This is a genomic window from Streptomyces sp. NPDC002004, assembly GCF_053593975.1.
In genome coordinates, this window is sequence record NZ_JBSFDP010000008.1 from 133,363 (window position 1) to 149,017 (window position 15,655).

General features: G+C 70.4%; 18 protein-coding genes, 1 tRNA gene and 1 riboswitch. Of the genes, 5 read left to right on the forward strand and 14 right to left on the reverse strand.

The features are described 5' to 3' along the window. Positions 1-236: 236 nt before the first annotated feature. Positions 237-2,558, forward strand: coding sequence for a transglycosylase domain-containing protein (locus tag ACWCP6_RS15535; protein WP_450932941.1), 2,322 nt, complete (start codon positions 237-239; stop codon positions 2,556-2,558). Positions 2,559-2,717: 159 nt separating this feature from the next. Here the strand turns inward: ACWCP6_RS15535 and ACWCP6_RS15540 are convergent, their stop codons facing one another. The 3 genes from ACWCP6_RS15540 to ACWCP6_RS15550 form a co-directional block, all read right to left on the reverse strand. Continuing rightward, entirely contained in the window at positions 2,718-3,041 is a 324-nt protein-coding gene (locus tag ACWCP6_RS15540; protein WP_450932942.1) for a DMT family transporter, read from the reverse strand. Positions 3,042-3,079: 38 nt separating this feature from the next. Then, positions 3,080-3,148: riboswitch (guanidine-III (ykkC-III) riboswitch) on the reverse strand. A gap of 59 nt (positions 3,149-3,207) precedes the next feature. Then, entirely contained in the window at positions 3,208-3,543 is a 336-nt protein-coding gene (locus ACWCP6_RS15545; RefSeq protein ID WP_450933061.1) for a GroES family chaperonin, read from the reverse strand. Positions 3,544-3,631: 88 nt separating this feature from the next. Continuing rightward, positions 3,632-3,952, reverse strand: coding sequence for a DUF3618 domain-containing protein (locus tag ACWCP6_RS15550; RefSeq protein ID WP_450932943.1), 321 nt, complete (start codon positions 3,950-3,952; stop codon positions 3,632-3,634). 196 nt (positions 3,953-4,148) lie between these two features. On the opposite strand from ACWCP6_RS15550, the gene bcp reads away from it, so the two are divergent. Beyond that, on the forward strand, positions 4,149-4,616 hold the full coding sequence (gene bcp, locus ACWCP6_RS15555) for a thioredoxin-dependent thiol peroxidase (RefSeq protein ID WP_450932944.1): 468 nt from the start codon (positions 4,149-4,151) through the stop codon (positions 4,614-4,616). Between the two features lie 147 nt (positions 4,617-4,763). Further along, a tRNA-Leu gene (locus ACWCP6_RS15560) sits at positions 4,764-4,847 on the forward strand. 125 nt (positions 4,848-4,972) lie between these two features. Here ACWCP6_RS15560 and rdgB read toward each other — a convergent pair. The 4 genes from rdgB to ACWCP6_RS15580 form a co-directional block, all read right to left on the reverse strand. Then, complete coding sequence (rdgB, locus tag ACWCP6_RS15565; RefSeq protein WP_450932945.1) at positions 4,973-5,575, reverse strand: RdgB/HAM1 family non-canonical purine NTP pyrophosphatase; 603 nt, start codon at positions 5,573-5,575, stop codon at positions 4,973-4,975. Between the two features lie 112 nt (positions 5,576-5,687). Continuing rightward, complete coding sequence (locus ACWCP6_RS15570; RefSeq protein ID WP_450932946.1) at positions 5,688-6,080, reverse strand: hypothetical protein; 393 nt, start codon at positions 6,078-6,080, stop codon at positions 5,688-5,690. A 171-nt stretch (positions 6,081-6,251) separates the two neighbouring features. Continuing rightward, complete coding sequence (gene rph / locus ACWCP6_RS15575) at positions 6,252-6,983, reverse strand: ribonuclease PH (RefSeq protein WP_450932947.1); 732 nt, start codon at positions 6,981-6,983, stop codon at positions 6,252-6,254. Between the two features lie 91 nt (positions 6,984-7,074). Then, positions 7,075-7,308, reverse strand: coding sequence for a glucose PTS transporter subunit EIIB (locus tag ACWCP6_RS15580; RefSeq protein WP_450932948.1), 234 nt, complete (start codon positions 7,306-7,308; stop codon positions 7,075-7,077). Positions 7,309-7,929: 621 nt separating this feature from the next. On the opposite strand from ACWCP6_RS15580, the gene ACWCP6_RS15585 reads away from it, so the two are divergent. Next, positions 7,930-9,195: a PTS transporter subunit EIIC gene (locus tag ACWCP6_RS15585; protein ID WP_450932949.1), complete on the forward strand. Its 1,266-nt coding sequence runs from the start codon at positions 7,930-7,932 to the stop codon at positions 9,193-9,195. A gap of 149 nt (positions 9,196-9,344) precedes the next feature. On the opposite strand, the gene ACWCP6_RS15590 is transcribed toward ACWCP6_RS15585, so the two are convergent. Beyond that, positions 9,345-10,097 (reverse strand): MBL fold metallo-hydrolase, encoded by a 753-nt coding sequence (locus ACWCP6_RS15590; RefSeq protein ID WP_450932950.1) that lies wholly within the window; start codon positions 10,095-10,097, stop codon positions 9,345-9,347. A gap of 282 nt (positions 10,098-10,379) precedes the next feature. On the opposite strand from ACWCP6_RS15590, the gene ACWCP6_RS15595 reads away from it, so the two are divergent. Further along, a complete protein-coding gene (locus tag ACWCP6_RS15595; protein WP_450932951.1) occupies positions 10,380-10,838 on the forward strand; it encodes a type II toxin-antitoxin system PemK/MazF family toxin in 459 nt (152 codons plus the stop codon). 115 nt (positions 10,839-10,953) lie between these two features. Here the strand turns inward: ACWCP6_RS15595 and ACWCP6_RS15600 are convergent, their stop codons facing one another. The 6 genes from ACWCP6_RS15600 to ACWCP6_RS15625 form a co-directional block, all read right to left on the reverse strand. Beyond that, on the reverse strand, positions 10,954-11,904 hold the full coding sequence (locus tag ACWCP6_RS15600) for a PLP-dependent cysteine synthase family protein (protein ID WP_450932952.1): 951 nt from the start codon (positions 11,902-11,904) through the stop codon (positions 10,954-10,956). Positions 11,905-11,910: 6 nt separating this feature from the next. After that, a complete protein-coding gene (locus ACWCP6_RS15605; RefSeq protein ID WP_450932953.1) occupies positions 11,911-12,189 on the reverse strand; it encodes a MoaD/ThiS family protein in 279 nt (92 codons plus the stop codon). 143 nt (positions 12,190-12,332) lie between these two features. Beyond that, positions 12,333-12,491 (reverse strand): putative leader peptide, encoded by a 159-nt coding sequence (locus ACWCP6_RS15610; protein WP_450932954.1) that lies wholly within the window; start codon positions 12,489-12,491, stop codon positions 12,333-12,335. Between the two features lie 105 nt (positions 12,492-12,596). Next, the gene (locus tag ACWCP6_RS15615) at positions 12,597-13,019 is read right to left on the reverse strand and encodes a Mov34/MPN/PAD-1 family protein (protein ID WP_450932955.1); all 423 of its coding nucleotides are present in this window, start codon (positions 13,017-13,019) and stop codon (positions 12,597-12,599) included. Between the two features lie 162 nt (positions 13,020-13,181). Further along, positions 13,182-14,630: an amino acid permease gene (locus ACWCP6_RS15620; RefSeq protein ID WP_450932956.1), complete on the reverse strand. Its 1,449-nt coding sequence runs from the start codon at positions 14,628-14,630 to the stop codon at positions 13,182-13,184. A 334-nt stretch (positions 14,631-14,964) separates the two neighbouring features. Further along, positions 14,965-15,585, reverse strand: a complete 621-nt coding sequence (locus ACWCP6_RS15625) for a DUF2017 domain-containing protein (RefSeq protein ID WP_450932957.1) — start codon at positions 15,583-15,585, stop codon at positions 14,965-14,967. Between the last annotated feature and the right edge of the window lie 70 nt (positions 15,586-15,655).

Sequence of the window (15,655 nt, forward strand, 5' to 3'; positions counted from 1 at the left end):
GTCTGAGATGCGTCGGAGATTCGTCGGACGTCCGCCGGGAAGTTCCCCCGGGGAATCCGCCGGAGTTTCGTCGGAGGCAAAGCGCAGGAGCCTAACGAGAGGCGCACGCCGGATGCCACGCATTTTCCGGGCACGGCACGCGGCGCCCGGGGCAGCCGGCACCGGGGGCGACAGTGTCCAATGAGGCACAGGGGGCGTACGACTCGTAACAACGCGATTCGGGAGTTCCGCGAGACATGAGCGACGGGCGGCAGCGAGCAGGACTGGCTTCGCACACGAAGCAGACCGGGCGCAGACGCACCGGGTGGCGGCGCTTCGTGCCCACCTGGCGCATAACCCTCGGCACGGGCCTGGGCGGGCTGCTGCTCGTCATCGGCGCGTTCGCCATCGGATACGTCGTCGTCAGCATTCCGCCCGCCAACGCCGCGGCGACCGCGCAGAGCAACGTCTATCTGTACGCCGACGGGACCCCGCTCGCCCGCGACGGTCAGGTCAACCGCGAGAACGTCTCCCTGTCGCAGGTCCCGAGGACCGTGCAGTACGCAGCGCTGGCCGCCGAGGACCGCCAGTTCTACTCCGAGTCGGCGGTCGACCCGCCGGCCATGGTCCGTGCCGCGTGGAACACCGCCATGGGCAAGGGCACGCAGTCCGGTTCGACGATCACCCAGCAGTACGTGAAGAACTACTACCTGGGCCAGGAACAGACGCTCTCCCGCAAGGCGAAGGAGTTCTTCATCGCGATCAAGCTGGACCGCGAGGAGAGCAAGGACGACATCCTGGAGGGCTATCTCAACACCAGCTACTTCGGGCGCAACGCCTACGGCATCCAGGCCGCCGCGCAGGCGTACTACGGGGTCGACGCGCTCCATCTCAACACGGCCCAGGGCGCGTATCTGGCGGCGCTGCTCAATGCGCCGAGCGCCTATGACGTCGTCGCGCACCCCGACAACGCGGACCGCGCGGTGGCGCGCTGGAACTACGTGCTCGACGGCATGGTGAAGCAGGGCTGGCTCAGCCCGGCCGAGCGGGCCGGGATGAAGTTCCCGCGGCCGCGCCAGGCCACGGTGCCGACCGGTCTGTCCGGGCAGCGGGGCTATGTCGTGGAGGCCGTCAAGCAGTATCTGGTCGACCATCACATCGTCGACGAGGACGAGCTGACGTCCGGCGGCGGCTACCGCATCACGACGACGCTCCAGAAGCCCAAGCAGGACGACTTCGTGAAGGCCGTCGACGATCAGCTGATGGCGCACGTCGACAAGAAGGCGCGCAAGGTGGACCGCAACGTCCGCGCGGGCGGGGTCGCCGTCGACCCGGCCACCGGCAAGGTCGTCGCGATGTACGGCGGCATCGACTACACGAAGCAGTTCGTCAACAACGCCACGCGCCGCGACTACCAAGTCGGCTCCACCTTCAAGCCGTTCGTGTTCACCTCCGCCGTCGTGAACAAGTCCACGACGCAGGACGGTGAGACGATCACCCCGAACACGGTGTACGACGGCACGGACCAGCGCCCCGTGGAGGGCTGGAGCGGCAGCTCCTACGCGCCGGGCAACGAGGACGACGTGTCGTACGGCCCGATCTCCGTGAGCACCGCCACGGACAAGTCCGTCAACGCCGTGTACGCGCAGATGGCCGTCGACGTGGGCCCGGACAAGGTCAAGTCGACCGCGGTCGCCCTCGGGCTGCCCGCCGCGACACCCGAGCTGAGCCCGTACCCGTCGATCGCGCTCGGCACGGCGACGGCGAGCGTGCTCGACATGGCCGAGGCGTACGGGACGCTCGCCAACCACGGCAGCCACAAGACGTACTCGCTGGTCACGAAGGTGACCAAGGGCGGCGAGGAGGTCGCGCTGCCGGAGCAGCACGTCGAGCAGGCCGTGAGCCGCGAGTCGGCCGACACGACCACGTCGATACTGCAGAGCGTCGTCGAGGGCGGCACCGGTACCGCGGCCCTCGCGGCGGGGCGGCCCGCGGCCGGCAAGACCGGCACCGCCGAGGACGACAAGGCGGCCTGGTTCGCGGGCTACACGCCCGATCTGGCGACCGTCGTGGCGGTGATGGGCCAGAACCCGGACACCGGCGCACACACCTCGCTGTACGGCGCCCTCGGTCAGTCCCGGGTCAACGGCGGCGGGTTCCCGGCGCGGATCTGGGCCCAGTTCACCAGATCGGCACTCGTCGACCGGGCGCCCCAGGACTTCGACCTCCAGCTCCAGCAGGGCGCCGAGGAACCCTTCCCGCCCAGCGATCCCACGGAGGAGCCGGGCGACATCGGCGGCCTGGACGGCGGCGACCGGACCGGCGGCCAGGACATCCGGGGCTCCACGGGCGGCCAGGACCAGGGGCTGACCCAGGGGCCGTCCCAGGGAGTCGTCCAGGGCCAGTCCGAAGGACAGGTCCAGGGCCAGAGCGCGGGCCCCGGGGGCCAGTCCCCGGGAACCGCGGAAGGCGGGACCGAAGGCACGTCGACGGACGGCGGGGGCGGCGCCGACGGCGGTACGGACTCGGGCGACGGCGGGGACGACGGGGGGCTGTTCTGGGGGTTGCCGGACCAGTGAGCCGGAGGGGCGGGCCCGCCGCGCGCGGGGTCGTCCCCGGACTGCGCGGGGCCCGTCCCCGGACCGCGTGGGGCCCGTCCCCGGCTGCGGGTCCGCCGTTCCCGTCGGCGGCCCGCCGCCCGGGGCATGCTCCGTCCCGGGCGGGCGGGTCCGCGCGGGTTACTGGTGTCCGGAGGTCGCCTTGAGGCCGACCACCGCCACCAGCAGCAGGCACACGAAGAAGATCCGGGCCGTGGTCGCCGGTTCGCCCAGCACCAGCATGCCGAGCACGGCGGCGCCGGCGGCCCCTATGCCCACCCACACGCCGTAGGCCGTGCCGATCGGCAGGGACCTCGCGGCGTAGGACAGGAGCAGCATGCTCGCGACGATGCCGGCGCCGGTGAGGAGGCTCGGCACGGGGCGGGTGAAACCGTCGGTGTACTTCATCCCGATCGACCAGCCGACCTCCAGCAGACCGGCGACGACGAGCAGAACCCAGGCCATGACGGGCACCTCCGTGAGGCGAAGAGCGATCAACAGGGGGTGCGTCGTCTTTGCCTTCGCCCGGTACGGCGCGTCTCGTCGGGGACCCCAACGGTAACAAGGCGGCCCGCCCGGGGAACGAAAAGGCCTGGTGACAGCCGTCACCAGGCCTTTCGTACGCGTCGGGTCAGAGGTAGAGCCCGGTCGAGTCCTCGGAGCCCTCGAACCGGTCGGCGGCCACGGCGTGCAGATCACGCTCGCGCATCAGCACGTACGCGGTGCCCCGCACCTCGACCTCGGCCCGGTCCTCCGGGTCGTACAGGACCCGGTCGCCCGGCTCCACGGTCCGTACGTTCTGCCCGACCGCGACCACCTCGGCCCAGGCCAGGCGCTTGCCGACGGCCGCGGTCGCCGGGATCAGGATGCCGCCGCCGGACCGCCGCTCGCCCTCGCTGGTGTCCTGCCGCACGAGCACACGGTCGTGCAGCATGCGGATGGGCAACTTGTCGTGGTGGGGGTGCATATCCCTGTTGGCGCTCACGCTGCGAACCTACCTGTCCCGTCCGTGCCCGTACGCCGTTGGGGTCGCCCCAGGGCCCGGGGCCGGCCGGTCATTTCCTGCGCTTCCGTGTGCTGCACGCCAGCAGGCCGACGATGCCGACCGCGACCAGCGCCACCGGGACGACCCGCTCCAGACGGGGGGCGCCGTCCTCCTTGACCAGGTGCACCTTGACCTCGGAGATGGCCCGGTTCACGGTGACGTACGCCCGTCCCAGCGTGTGGTCGACGTGGGAGACGACCCTGGCCTTCGCGTCCCCCACGATCGTGCTCGGGTGCAGCCGCACGCCGATCTCGTCGAGGGTCTCGGCGAGCTGGTCGCGCCGGCGCTTGATGTCCGCCTCGATCTGCGCCGGGGTCCTGGTATCCGACACCGCGCTGCCTCCGTAGCTGTCAGTCCTGTCCGCCGTACGTCGCGTCTGTCCGTCCGGTCCGGCGTTCTTCGTCCTGCTGTACTTCTTCGATTCTCCGCTCTCTGCTCGACAGTCTGTCAGCTTCGCCGTCCGCGTACCCCATGGCACCCCCATTACGCTCGTTCCGTAACCAGCCCCCTGCGAGGAGACCGAAGAGATGAGCGAGCGACTCCAGCCCGGTGACACCGCCCCGGCCTTCACCCTGCCCGACGCCGACGGCAAGGAGGTCTCGCTGGCCGACCACAAGGGCCGCAAGGTCATCGTCTACTTCTACCCGGCCGCCCTGACTCCCGGCTGCACCAAGCAGGCCTGCGACTTCACCGACAACCTCCAGATCCTGGCGGGCGCGGGCTACGACGTGATCGGCATCTCGCCCGACAAGCCGGAGAAGCTCGCCAAGTTCCGCGAGAAGGAGGACCTGAAGGTCACCCTGCTGGCCGACCCGGACAAGGCGGTCCTGGAGTCGTACGGCGCCTTCGGCGAGAAGAAGCTGTACGGCAAGACGGTGACCGGCGTCATCCGCTCCACCGTGATCGTGGACGAGGAGGGCAAGGTCGAGCGGGCCCTGTACAACGTGAAGGCCACGGGCCATGTCGCCAAGATCATCAAGGATCTGGGGATCTGAGGCCCGGAAGGGTCCTCCGGCCGCGAGGACCCCGTGGGAGCGGAGGATGCCCGGGCCGCGGGTGAGGCCGGGGATACGAAGATCCGAGGATCCCGGGATCTGCCGCCCCGGCCGAACTGCCCGGCCAGTAGCATGTTCCGACAGCACGCGGCCGTGGTGGAACTGGCAGTCACGCTGGGTTTAGGTCCCAGTGGGGTAACACCCGTGAGGGTTCGAGTCCCTCCGGCCGCACGCGACATGAGGGCCGCCCCGGCTGACGGGGCGGCCCTCTTCGCGTGGCAGGGCGGCTCGCGGACGACGCCCGCTCATGGGCACGGCGGTTGCCGGCCGGGGCGTGCGGGCCCGCGCGTGCGCGGTCAGGCCAGCAGCTCGCGCACGACCGGGGCCAGCGCCCGGAACGCCTTGCCCCGGTGGCTGATCGCGTTCTTCTCCTCCGGGGTCAGCTCGGCGCAGGTGCGCGACTCGCCGTCCGGCTGGAGGACCGGGTCGTAGCCGAAGCCGTTGGTGCCGGCGGGGGTGTGACGGAGGGTGCCGTTCAGACGGCCCTCGACGACGCGCTCCGTACCGTCGGGCAGGGCCAGTGCCGCGGCACAGGCGAAGTGCGCGCCGCGGTGGGCCTCGTCGATGTCGGCGATCTGGGCGAGCAGGAGGTCCAGGTTGGCCTTGTCGTCGCCGTGGCGGCCGGCCCAGCGGGCGGAGAAGATGCCCGGGGCGCCGTTCAGGACGTCGACGCAGAGGCCGGAGTCGTCGGCCACGGCCGGGAGACCCGTCGCCCGGGCGAGGGCGTGCGCCTTGAGGAGGGCGTTCTCGGCGAAGGTGACGCCGGTCTCCTTGACGTCGGGGATGTCGGGGAAGGCGTCGGCGCCGACCAGTTCATGCGTGAGTCCGGCTTCGGCGAGGATCGACCGCAGCTCGGTGAGCTTTCCGGTGTTGCGGGTGGCGAGGATCAGGCGCGTCATGGGACCAGTATCCAGGCCCGCCCGGCGCCCCCGGACGGCCGGGCCGGGGCTCCCCGCTCGGCCGCTGCCCGCCCGGCCCGTCGTGCCGGGCGCCGCCCGGCGCCGCGTCCGGCTACGGCGTGCAGACCTTGGTCAGTTCGCCCGCCGCGTCCGTGACCGGCCCGAGGTCGGGGGTCGTGTCGCCCTTGTCGATGGCGGAGCGGACGTTGGAGACGGCGTCGCGGAGGTGGTCGACGGCCTTGTTGACGTCGGCGTTGTCCGTCCTGTCGCCGATCTTGTCGAGGTTCTTGTCGATCGCGTCGATGGACTTGCCGGCCTGCGTCGGATCGTTCGCCGCGTTCTCCACGGCCTGTTGGAGATCGGTGACGCTGTCGGCTATGGAGTCGGCGGTCTGCACGCAGTCCAGTGCCTTGTCGACCGCACCGCAGCCGGCGGTCAGCGGCAGGGCGAGGGCGACGGCCGCCGCTGCGAGGGCTGTGACGGTGGTACGGCGGCGCGAGGCCATGTCGGCGTTTCCTTCCGGACGGTGCGGACGGGCGCACGATGTGGCCCGCGCGCCCGCACTCGTTAGAACGCCGACGGCGCCTTCTTGGTTGCCTCTTTGCCCGTGCCGGGACGTGCTCCGCCGCCGGCGGTCGTCACCTGCGGCGGGCAGCGGCTCACCGCGGGAGTGCCGTCACAGCTCCCCGGCGAGCGCCGCGCGCTGGATCTCCGCCAGCTCGGTGCAGCCGGCGGTCGCGAGGTCGAGGAGCGAGTTGAGCTCGTCGCGGGCGAACGGCTCGGCCTCGGCGGTGCCCTGGACCTCGACGAAGCGGCCGTCGCCGGTGCAGACGACGTTCATGTCGGTGTCGGCGCGCACGTCCTCCTCGTAGCAGAGGTCGAGCAGCGGCACACCGCCGACGATGCCGACGGAGACCGCGGAAACCGTGCCGGTGAGGGGCTGGCGGCCCGCCTTGATGAGCTTCTTGCCGCGCGCCCAGGCGACGGCGTCGGCGAGGGCGACGTAGGCGCCGGTGATGGCGGCGGTGCGGGTGCCGCCGTCGGCCTGGAGGACGTCGCAGTCGAGGACGATCGTGTTCTCGCCGAGGGCCTTGTAGTCGACGACGGCGCGCAGGGAGCGGCCGATGAGACGGGAGATCTCGTGGGTGCGGCCACCGATCTTGCCCTTGACGGACTCGCGGTCGCCGCGGGTGTTGGTGGAGCGGGGCAGCATCGCGTACTCGGCGGTGACCCAGCCCTCGCCGGAGCCCTTGCGCCAGCGCGGTACGCCTTCGGTGACGGAGGCGGTGCAGAAGACCTTGGTGTCGCCGAAGGAGACGAGGACGGAGCCCTCGGCATGCTTGCTCCACCCGCGCTGGATGGTGACCGGGCGGAGTTGTTCGGGGGTGCGGCCGTCGATACGAGACATGGCTCCGACCCTATCCGTACGCGACCGAGGGGCCGCTTCCGGTACGGAAAGCGGCCCCTCACGGGTGAGCCTCAGGAACGGGTTCGAGAACTCACATCATGTCTTCGATGTCGGCGGCGATGGGGTCCGCGTCGGTGCCGATGACGACCTGGATCGCGGTGCCCATCTTGACCACGCCGTGGGCACCGGCGGCCTTGAGCGCGGCCTCGTCGACCAGGCTCGGGTCGCTGACCTCGGTGCGCAGCCGGGTGATGCAGCCCTCGATCTCCTCGATGTTGTCGATGCCGCCGAGCCCCGCGACGATCTTCTCAGCCTTGCTGGCCATCTCTTCTTCTCCCTGGTCCCTGACGAACGGCCCACCGTAGGTCCGTCTTGTCACGGTAACGCACGGTTGGCCCCACTTCGCGAGCGGTCACGTCACCCGTATCCAAAGATGACGATCACCATACGAGCCCCTGCCGGGCGGGCGTCCACCGCGGCTCGACCGCTCGACCCTTGCACTGGTCTACACCAGTCTAGGACGAGCATCGAACTCGCCCACGAGCAGGAGGGGAGGGCGCCGGTGAGCACCGAGAGCCCGACGTCGCCCGCCCCGAACCTGCGGCATGACACCCCCGAGCGCCCCGGCCTCGTCCACAACGGGGATCAACGGACAACGCCGGGCGACCAGCCCTGGAGCGGGGCGGCGCGGCGCGTCACCGCCGGTTGAATCCACGTCGACCGACCGGGAATCGCCCGCACCGCAGCCCTGTGGCCCAGGTCCTACCGACACACACGCAAGGTCCCTTATGGTCGGTTTTCCTGTCATGCCCGGAATGGGGCGGACCACAGGAATCATGGGTTCCTTATCCCGCCCTCACCGTGCTACAACAGGTCTACACCACTGAGTGGTGTAGACCATACGCCGCGCGACGATGCGTCGGTGCCCAGCCCCCTGGAGGAAGTTGTGACCACGGCCAGCGCCGCTCCCGCGGCCGAGAAGAAGAAGGGCGCCGGCGCGATGGCTGTTCTGCAGCGCATCGGCCGCAGCCTGATGCTGCCGGTCGCCGTGCTGCCGGCAGCCGCACTCCTGGTCCGGCTCGGGAACACCGACATGCTCGGCCGGGCCTCCTTCCCCACCTTCATCCAGAAGATCGCGGGCTACATGGCCGCGGGCGGCGGGGCGATCCTCGACAACATGGCGCTGCTGTTCGCCGTGGGCATCGCCATCGGCTTCGCCAAGAAGTCGGACGGTTCCACCGCGCTCGCCGCCGTCACCGGCTACCTGGTCTTCCAGAAGGTGCTGGCGACGTTCACCGATCCCAACCTGCCCAAGGTCGCCGCGGTCGTCGACGGCAAGATCGTCAACAATGAGGCCCCGGTCAACGCGGGTGTCCTCGGCGGTGTCGTCATGGGCATCGTGGTCGCGCTGCTGTACCAGAAGTTCTACCGGACCAAGCTGCCGGACTGGGCGGGCTTCTTCGGCGGCCGCCGTCTCGTGCCGATCCTCTCCGCCTTCGCGGGTCTGCTCGTCGGCATCGTCTTCGGCCTCATCTGGCCGGTCCTCGGCACGGGTCTGCACAGCTTCGGCGAGCACCTGGTCGGCTCCGGCGCCATCGGCGCGGGCGTCTTCGGCGTCCTGAACCGCGCGCTGATCCCGGTGGGCATGCACCACCTGCTCAACTCGTTCCCCTGGTTCCAGGCCGGTGACTACCACGGCAAGCACGGCGACATCGCCCGCTTCCTGGCCGGCGACCCGCACGCGGGCCAGTTCATGACCGGCTTCTTCCCGATCATGATGTTCGCCCTCCCCGCGGCCTGCCTCGCGATCACGCACTGCGCCCGTCCGGAGCGCCGCAAGGTCGTCGGCGGCATGATGCTCTCGCTGGCACTGACCTCGTTCATCACCGGTGTCACCGAGCCGATCGAGTTCACGTTCATGTTCATCGCACCGGTGCTGTACGCGATCCACGCGGTGCTGACCGGTGTCTCCATGGCGCTGACCTGGGCGCTCGGCATGCGCGACGGCTTCGGCTTCTCCGCCGGTCTGGTCGACTTCGGACTGAACCTCGGCATCGCGTCCAACCCGTGGGGCCTGGCGCTCGTCGGCCTCTGCTTCGCGGCCGTCTACTACGTGGTCTTCCGCTTCGCGATCATCAAGTTCAACCTCCCGACCCCGGGCCGGGAGTCGGACGAGGAGCTCGCCGAGCTGCAGAAGGCCGAGGCCAAGTAGGGCCGGGACGGCCCCCACGAACCGGGAACCCCCGCTGTCGGACAGGGACAGCGGGGGTTTTCCGTGCGTGGGCTCCGTCGGGTGCGCCCGGGCCTCCTCGGGCGCCCGGGGCGCCCGGTCCTCGGGCCGGTTCCCGGGCGGGGCGGGCCTCAGATCACGTACGTCACGCGCGGCGCGGCCAGGTCCGCCGGACCCGAGTACACCGCGCGGGCGTCCGCGAGATTGACCTCGGGGTCGGTCCACGGCGGGATGTGGGTGAGCAGAAGCCGCCGGGCCCCGGCGCGCTGCGCGCTCTCGCCCGCCTCCCTGCCGTTGAGGTGCAGGTCGGGAATGCTCTCCTTGCCCCAGGTGAAGGCCGCCTCGCAGAGGAACAGGTCCGTGTCGCGGGCGAGCTCGTCGAGCGCCTCGGACACCCCGGTGTCCCCGGAGTAGGTGAGCGACCGGCCCCCGTGCTCGATCCGGATGGCATACGCCTCGACGGGGTGCCGCATCTTCTCGGTGCGGACGGCGAAGGGGCCGATGTCGAACGCGCCCGGCTTGAGCGTGTGGAAGTCGAAGACCTCGCTCATCGAGGACGCGGACGGCGTGTCCGCGTACGCCGTGGTGAGCCGCTGCTCGGTGCCCTCCGGCCCGTAGACCGGGATGGGCTCGGCCCGGCCGCCCTCGTGGCGGTAGTACCGCGCCACGAAGTAGCCGAGCATGTCGATGCAGTGATCGGCGTGCAGATGGCTGAGGAAGATCGCGTCGAGGTCGTAGAGACCGCAGTGGCGCTGCAGCTCACCCAGGGCGCCGTTGCCCATGTCGAGGAGCAGCCGGAAGCCGTCGGCTTCGACGAGGTAGCTCGAGCAGGCCGATTCCGCGGACGGGAACGACCCCGAGCAGCCGACGACGGTGAGCTTCATAGGAGCTGGAACCTCCGCGCTGGCAGACGGTGCAGGAAGGAGAACGGGGGTCGTGCGGTCCGTTGAGCGTAAGGCGCAAAAGGGCGGGTCGCCGCTTCGCCGGGGGCTGTTGTGGTTGAACTCACGAGCGGGATCACCGGTTCGGATGGACCTGGAGCGCGCCATGGAAAAGCGCCCTGCGGCGGGTCCCGGTCGTCCGTCCCTGGGGGATCGTCAGGTGGGGCGGGACGGGCGCCGGACGGGAACGGGCGCCCCACGCGACGCGCCGGTACCGTCGTCGTTATGGACACGTCGTGGTGGCTCGCGCTGGCCGCCGTCGTGCTGCTCGCGCTCGTGGCGACGCTGCTCGACGGCTGGGGGCGGGGTCGCCGGCGCCCGGCCGGGCCGAGCAGGCCGCCGAGGCGGTCGAGGGGTCCGGGTGGGCGGGGCCCGCGTCCGCAGCAGGCGGAGATCTGGTGGGCGAAGGTTCCGTACGAGGACGGGCCCGGCGAGAAGGACCGGCCGTGTCTGGTGTTGTCGGTGCGCGGGGACAGCGCGCTGGTCGCGAAGATCACCAGCAAGTACCACGACGAGCACGCGGGGGTGATCCCGCTGCCCCCGGGTTCGATCGGCGACGGCCACGGCCGCCCGAGCTTCCTGGAGACGGACGAGCTGCGCCGCGTACCCCTGTGGGAGTTCCGCCGCCGGGCCGGGGTGGTGGACCCCGCCCTGTGGGACCAGGTCCGCCATCTCGCGAGCTAGGCCCTGACGCCGGGTGTCTCCCGGCCGCCCATGACAGGGCCCAGGGGGCGTCCCGCGGCTCGAGCCGGGGTCCTGGGTCCCGGCCCGGTCCGTGGGGGGACACCCCCTGGAAACGTTACGCCCAGAGCTGGCCCTGGAGCCTCTCGATGGCCTCCTCGGTGGTGGCCGCGGTGTAGACGCCGGTGGAGAGGTACTTCCAGCCACCGTCGGCCACGACGAACACGATGTCGGCGCTCTCGCCCGCCTTGAGCGCCTTCCTGCCGACACCGATCGCGGCGTGCAGCGCGGCGCCGGTGGAGACGCCCGCGAAGATGCCCTCCTGCTGGAGCAGTTCGCGGGTGCGGGTGACGGCGTCGGCGGAGCCGACGGAGAAGCGGGTGGTCAGGACCGAGGCGTCGTACAGCTCCGGGACGAAGCCCTCGTCCAGGTTCCGCAGCCCGTACACGAGGTCGTCGTAGCGCGGCTCCGCGGCGACGATCTTGACGTCCGGCTTGTGTTCGCGCAGGTAGCGGCCCACGCCCATGAGGGTGCCGGTGGTGCCGAGCCCCGCGACGAAGTGCGTGACGGAGGGGAGGTCGGCGAGGATCTCCGGCCCGGTGGTGGCGTAGTGCGCGCCCGCGTTGTCCGGGTTGCCGTACTGGTAGAGCATCACCCAGTCGGGATGCTGCCCGGCGAGCTCCTTGGCGACGCGCACGGCGGTGTTGGAGCCGCCCGCCGCCGGGGACGAGACGATCTCGGCGCCCCACATGGCGAGCAGGTCACGCCGCTCCTGCGAGGTGTTCTCCGGCATGACGCACACGATGCGGTAGCCCTTGAGCCTGGCCGCCATGGCGAGCGAGATGCCGGTGTTGCCGGAGGTGGGCTCGAGGATGGTGCAGCCGGGCGTCAACCGGCCGTCCTTCTCGGCCTGTTCGATCATGTGGAGCGCGGGGCGGTCCTTGACCGAGCCGGTCGGGTTGCGGTCCTCCAGCTTCGCCCAGATCCGTACGTCCTCGGAGGGCGAGAGCCGCGGCAGCCGGACGAGCGGCGTATTGCCGACCGCGGCGAGCGGGGAGTCGTACCGCATCGCCGATCAGGCCATACCGCCGGCCACGGCCGGCAGGATCGTGACGTTGTCGCCGTCGGAGAGCTTGGTGTTGATCCCCTCCAGGAAGCGGACGTCCTCGTCGTTCAGGTACACGTTGACGAAGCGGCGGAGCTGGCCGCCGTCGACGATGCGGGCCTGGATGCCGGCGTGCCGGGTCTCGAGGTCGGCGAAGAGATCGGCGAGGGTGTCCCCGCTGCCCTCGACGGCCTTCGCGCCGTCGGTGTACTGGCGGAGGATGGTCGGGATGCGGACCTCGATGGCCATGGCTGGGGGCTCCTGTCGGAAAGGTCAGGGTGGGGATCCCCCTGCTCGAGCGGAGTCGAGGGCTCGGGGGGCGCGCGGCTGCGCGGGGAAAGCAGGGTGGTGCGCGTGCGTCGCCGCGGCTCGCGGCCGTGCGGCGGCAGGCGTCAGCGCGGACAGATGGCGCTGTTGGACCTGCACAGGTCGACGTGCAGCCGCGCCGCTCCGCATCCGAAGGCGCCGAGAAGAGCGGAGGCGGAGCGAGCGCAAGCGGACGGAGCGAGCAGCATGCCCGGCGTCTTGTCGCTCACGTCGTTCGGAACCATGCGGTCATCGTATCGATTCCCGGTCGCAGCCCCGGAGTGTGATCTCACATTCCGGGATGATCATGTTCGGATGATGAAAAGGGCCAAGGGTGCGGACCGGGGCGTTCAGTACGCCTCCACGACCCTGACCTGCTCCTCCGTCACCACACCGTCCACGATCCGGAACGACCGGAACTGGAACGGACCCGCATCGTCGGCATCCGCCGTGGAGACCAGGACGTAGTGGGCGCCGGGCTCGTTGGCGTAGCTGATGTCCGTGCGCGAGGGGTAGGCCTCGGTCGCCGTGTGCGAGTGGTAGATGATCACCGGCTCCTCGTCCCGGTCGTCCATCTCGCGGTAGAGCTTGAGCAGGTCGCCCGAGTCGAACTCGTAGAACGTGGGCGAGCGGGCCGCGTTCAGCATCGGGATGAACCGCTCGGGGCGCCCGGAGCCCACGGGGCCGGCCACGACGCCGCACGCCTCGTCGGGGTGGTCCTGGCGCGCATGGGCGACGATCTCGTCGTGGAGGGCCTGGGTGATGGTCAGCATGTCGGCCAGCATAAGCAGAAGGCCCGTACGTACCGGAGTGCGGTACGTACGGGCCCGAATGCTGGACAGCGGTGCCGCCCGGCCGGTTCTTCGGCCGGCGCCCGGGCCGCGGGTGCGGCCCGTCCTGCGGCGCTGCGGTTGCGACCCGCCCTGCGGCGGACCTCAGTCCTTCGTCAGGGTGCGGTCCTGCTTGTTGAAGGCCGCGGCCTGCGGGTTGCGGCTCTTGAGCGCCAGGTAGGAGACGCCCAGGATCAGGGCCCACAGCGGTGCGCAGTAGAGCGAGATACGGGCGTCCTTGTCGATGCCCATCATCACGATCACCATGCCGATGAAGGCGAGCGAGAGGGCGCTGGCCCAGATGCCGCCGGGGGCCTTGAACTCGGACTGCGGCAGCTCGCCGCGGTCGGCCTTGAGGCGGTAGCGGATCTGGCAGAAGAGGATCACGATCCAGGCCCACATGCCGGAGATGGTGGCGAAGGAGACGACGTAGTTGAAGGCGTCGCCGGGCCACTGGTAGTTGATCCAGACGCCGACCATCATCAGCGCGGCGGAGACCGTCGTGCCGACCAGCGGGGTGCCGCTCCGGGTGAGCTTGGTGAAGAACTTCGGGCCCTGGCCGTTGAGCGCGAGGTCGCGCAGCATGCGGCCGGTGGAGTACATGCCGGAGTTGCAGGAGGACAGCGCGGCGGTCAGGACGACGAAGTTGACGATGCCGGCGCCCGCGGCCAGGCCCATCTTCTCGAAGGCGGCCACGAACGGGGAGACGCCCGGCTGGAAGTTGGTCCACGGCACGACCGACAGGATCATGATCAGCGCGCCGACGTAGAAGACGGCGATACGCCACGGCACGGTGTTGATGGCCTTGGGCAGCACGGTCTTCGGGTCCTTGGACTCGCCCGCGGTGACGCCGACGAGCTCGACGGCGAGGAAGGCGAACATGACCATCTGGAGGGTCATCAGGGTGTTGCCGATGCCGTGCGGGAAGAAGCCGCCGTCGCTCCACAGGTGGGTGACGGACGCGGTGTCGCCGGCGTCGGAGAAACCGAGCGTGAGGATGCCGGCGCAGATGAGGATCATGCCGACGATCGCGGTGACCTTGACCATGGAGAACCAGAACTCGAGCTCACCGAAGAGCTTCACGGAGATCAGGTTCGCGCCGTAGAGGATGACCGTGAAGACGAGGGCGGAGACCCACTGCGGGATGTTCCACCAGTACGTCATGTAGGTGGCCGCCGCGGTGACCTCGGTGATGCCGGTGACGACCCAGAAGAGCCAGTACGTCCATCCGGTCACGAAGCCCGCGAAGGGGCCGATGAACTCGCGCGCGTACTCCGAGAAGGAGCCCGACACGGGGCGGTACATGAGGAGCTCGCCGAGCGCCCGCATGATGAAGAAGATGACGAGGCCTGCGATGGCGTACGCGAGGATCAGGCTGGGCCCCGCCTTGGAGATGCCCTTGCCCGCACCGAGGAACAGGCCGGTGCCGATGGCACCGCCGATCGCGATCATCTGGATCTGACGGGCGCCGAGCCCGCGCTGGTATCCCTCGGACTGGCCGTCCTCCACGGCCTCACTGCCGTCGTGATGCTTGTCGACCTGCACTGAGGTCATGATGTGCGCCTTTCTCCATGCCGATCCGAGCCGTGCTGGCTTCGGACCGACTGTGACGATCCTTGGGGGCCGTCCCCCGGATGGTGATGGAGCCGTGCCTACCGGCGGTCAGCCGGCTGGGGCGCCCCCGGCGGCACAGGGGTGTCGCCCCGCCGGGTGGTCGTGCAGATTTATCACGGCGTTCACACTGATCGCGTGAGGCACGTGTGGCACACGCCTCAGGCAGAGACGAACGAAACAGACAGACGCTCCCATAAAGGGGCGATGCGGTGACAGGATCGTTATCCGGATTTGAGCGTCCGCTGAGCGAACATCCCGCTGGCTGTACAGGAGCTCACGGCATCAAGGTGCTGACAAGCGTCTCCTGCAGCCCGCCCAGCCAGAGGTACGCCATGACCATCGGCTTGCGCGGGTCGGCGTCGGGCAGCTGGTAGAGCTCGTCGGTGTCGTCCTCGTCCGCGACCTCGAGCCGGGCGCCGATCGCGAGACGCAGGTCGTTGAGGGCGCCGAGCCACTGCCGCGAGTCGTCGGCGGACAGCTTCAGCACGGCCCCGCCCTCGCCGGCGACGGTCAGCGAGTCCAGGGAGCGGATGACGGCGAGGGCGTCCTCGCGCTTGCGGGCGCGCAGATCGTTCTCGGTGAAGCGGCGGAACTCCGACGAGCGGGCGCGCCGCTCCCGCGCCTCCTCCGTGTCCTGCACGTCCGCGGCGTCCTCCTCCTCACCGCCGGGGCCGTAGGCGTCCGGGAAGAAGCGGCGCAGCACCGGATCGGCGGGCGGCTCGCTCGGGCCCTCGGCGAAGAGCTCGGCGAGCGGGTCGTCGGGAGCGTCCTCCGCGGGTCCGGGGCCCAGCAGCTCGAGCAGCTGGACCGCGAGCGACCGGATGATCGAGATCTCCACCTCGTCGAGCGCGACGGCGGCGCCGCCACCGGGGATCGGTTCGAAGGTTCCAGGCATGGGGTCAGTTCGCTGCTTCCGGTCTTCGGATCGTGAAGGTCTGCGGGCCCGGGGGCCGAAGGGTCCGCGG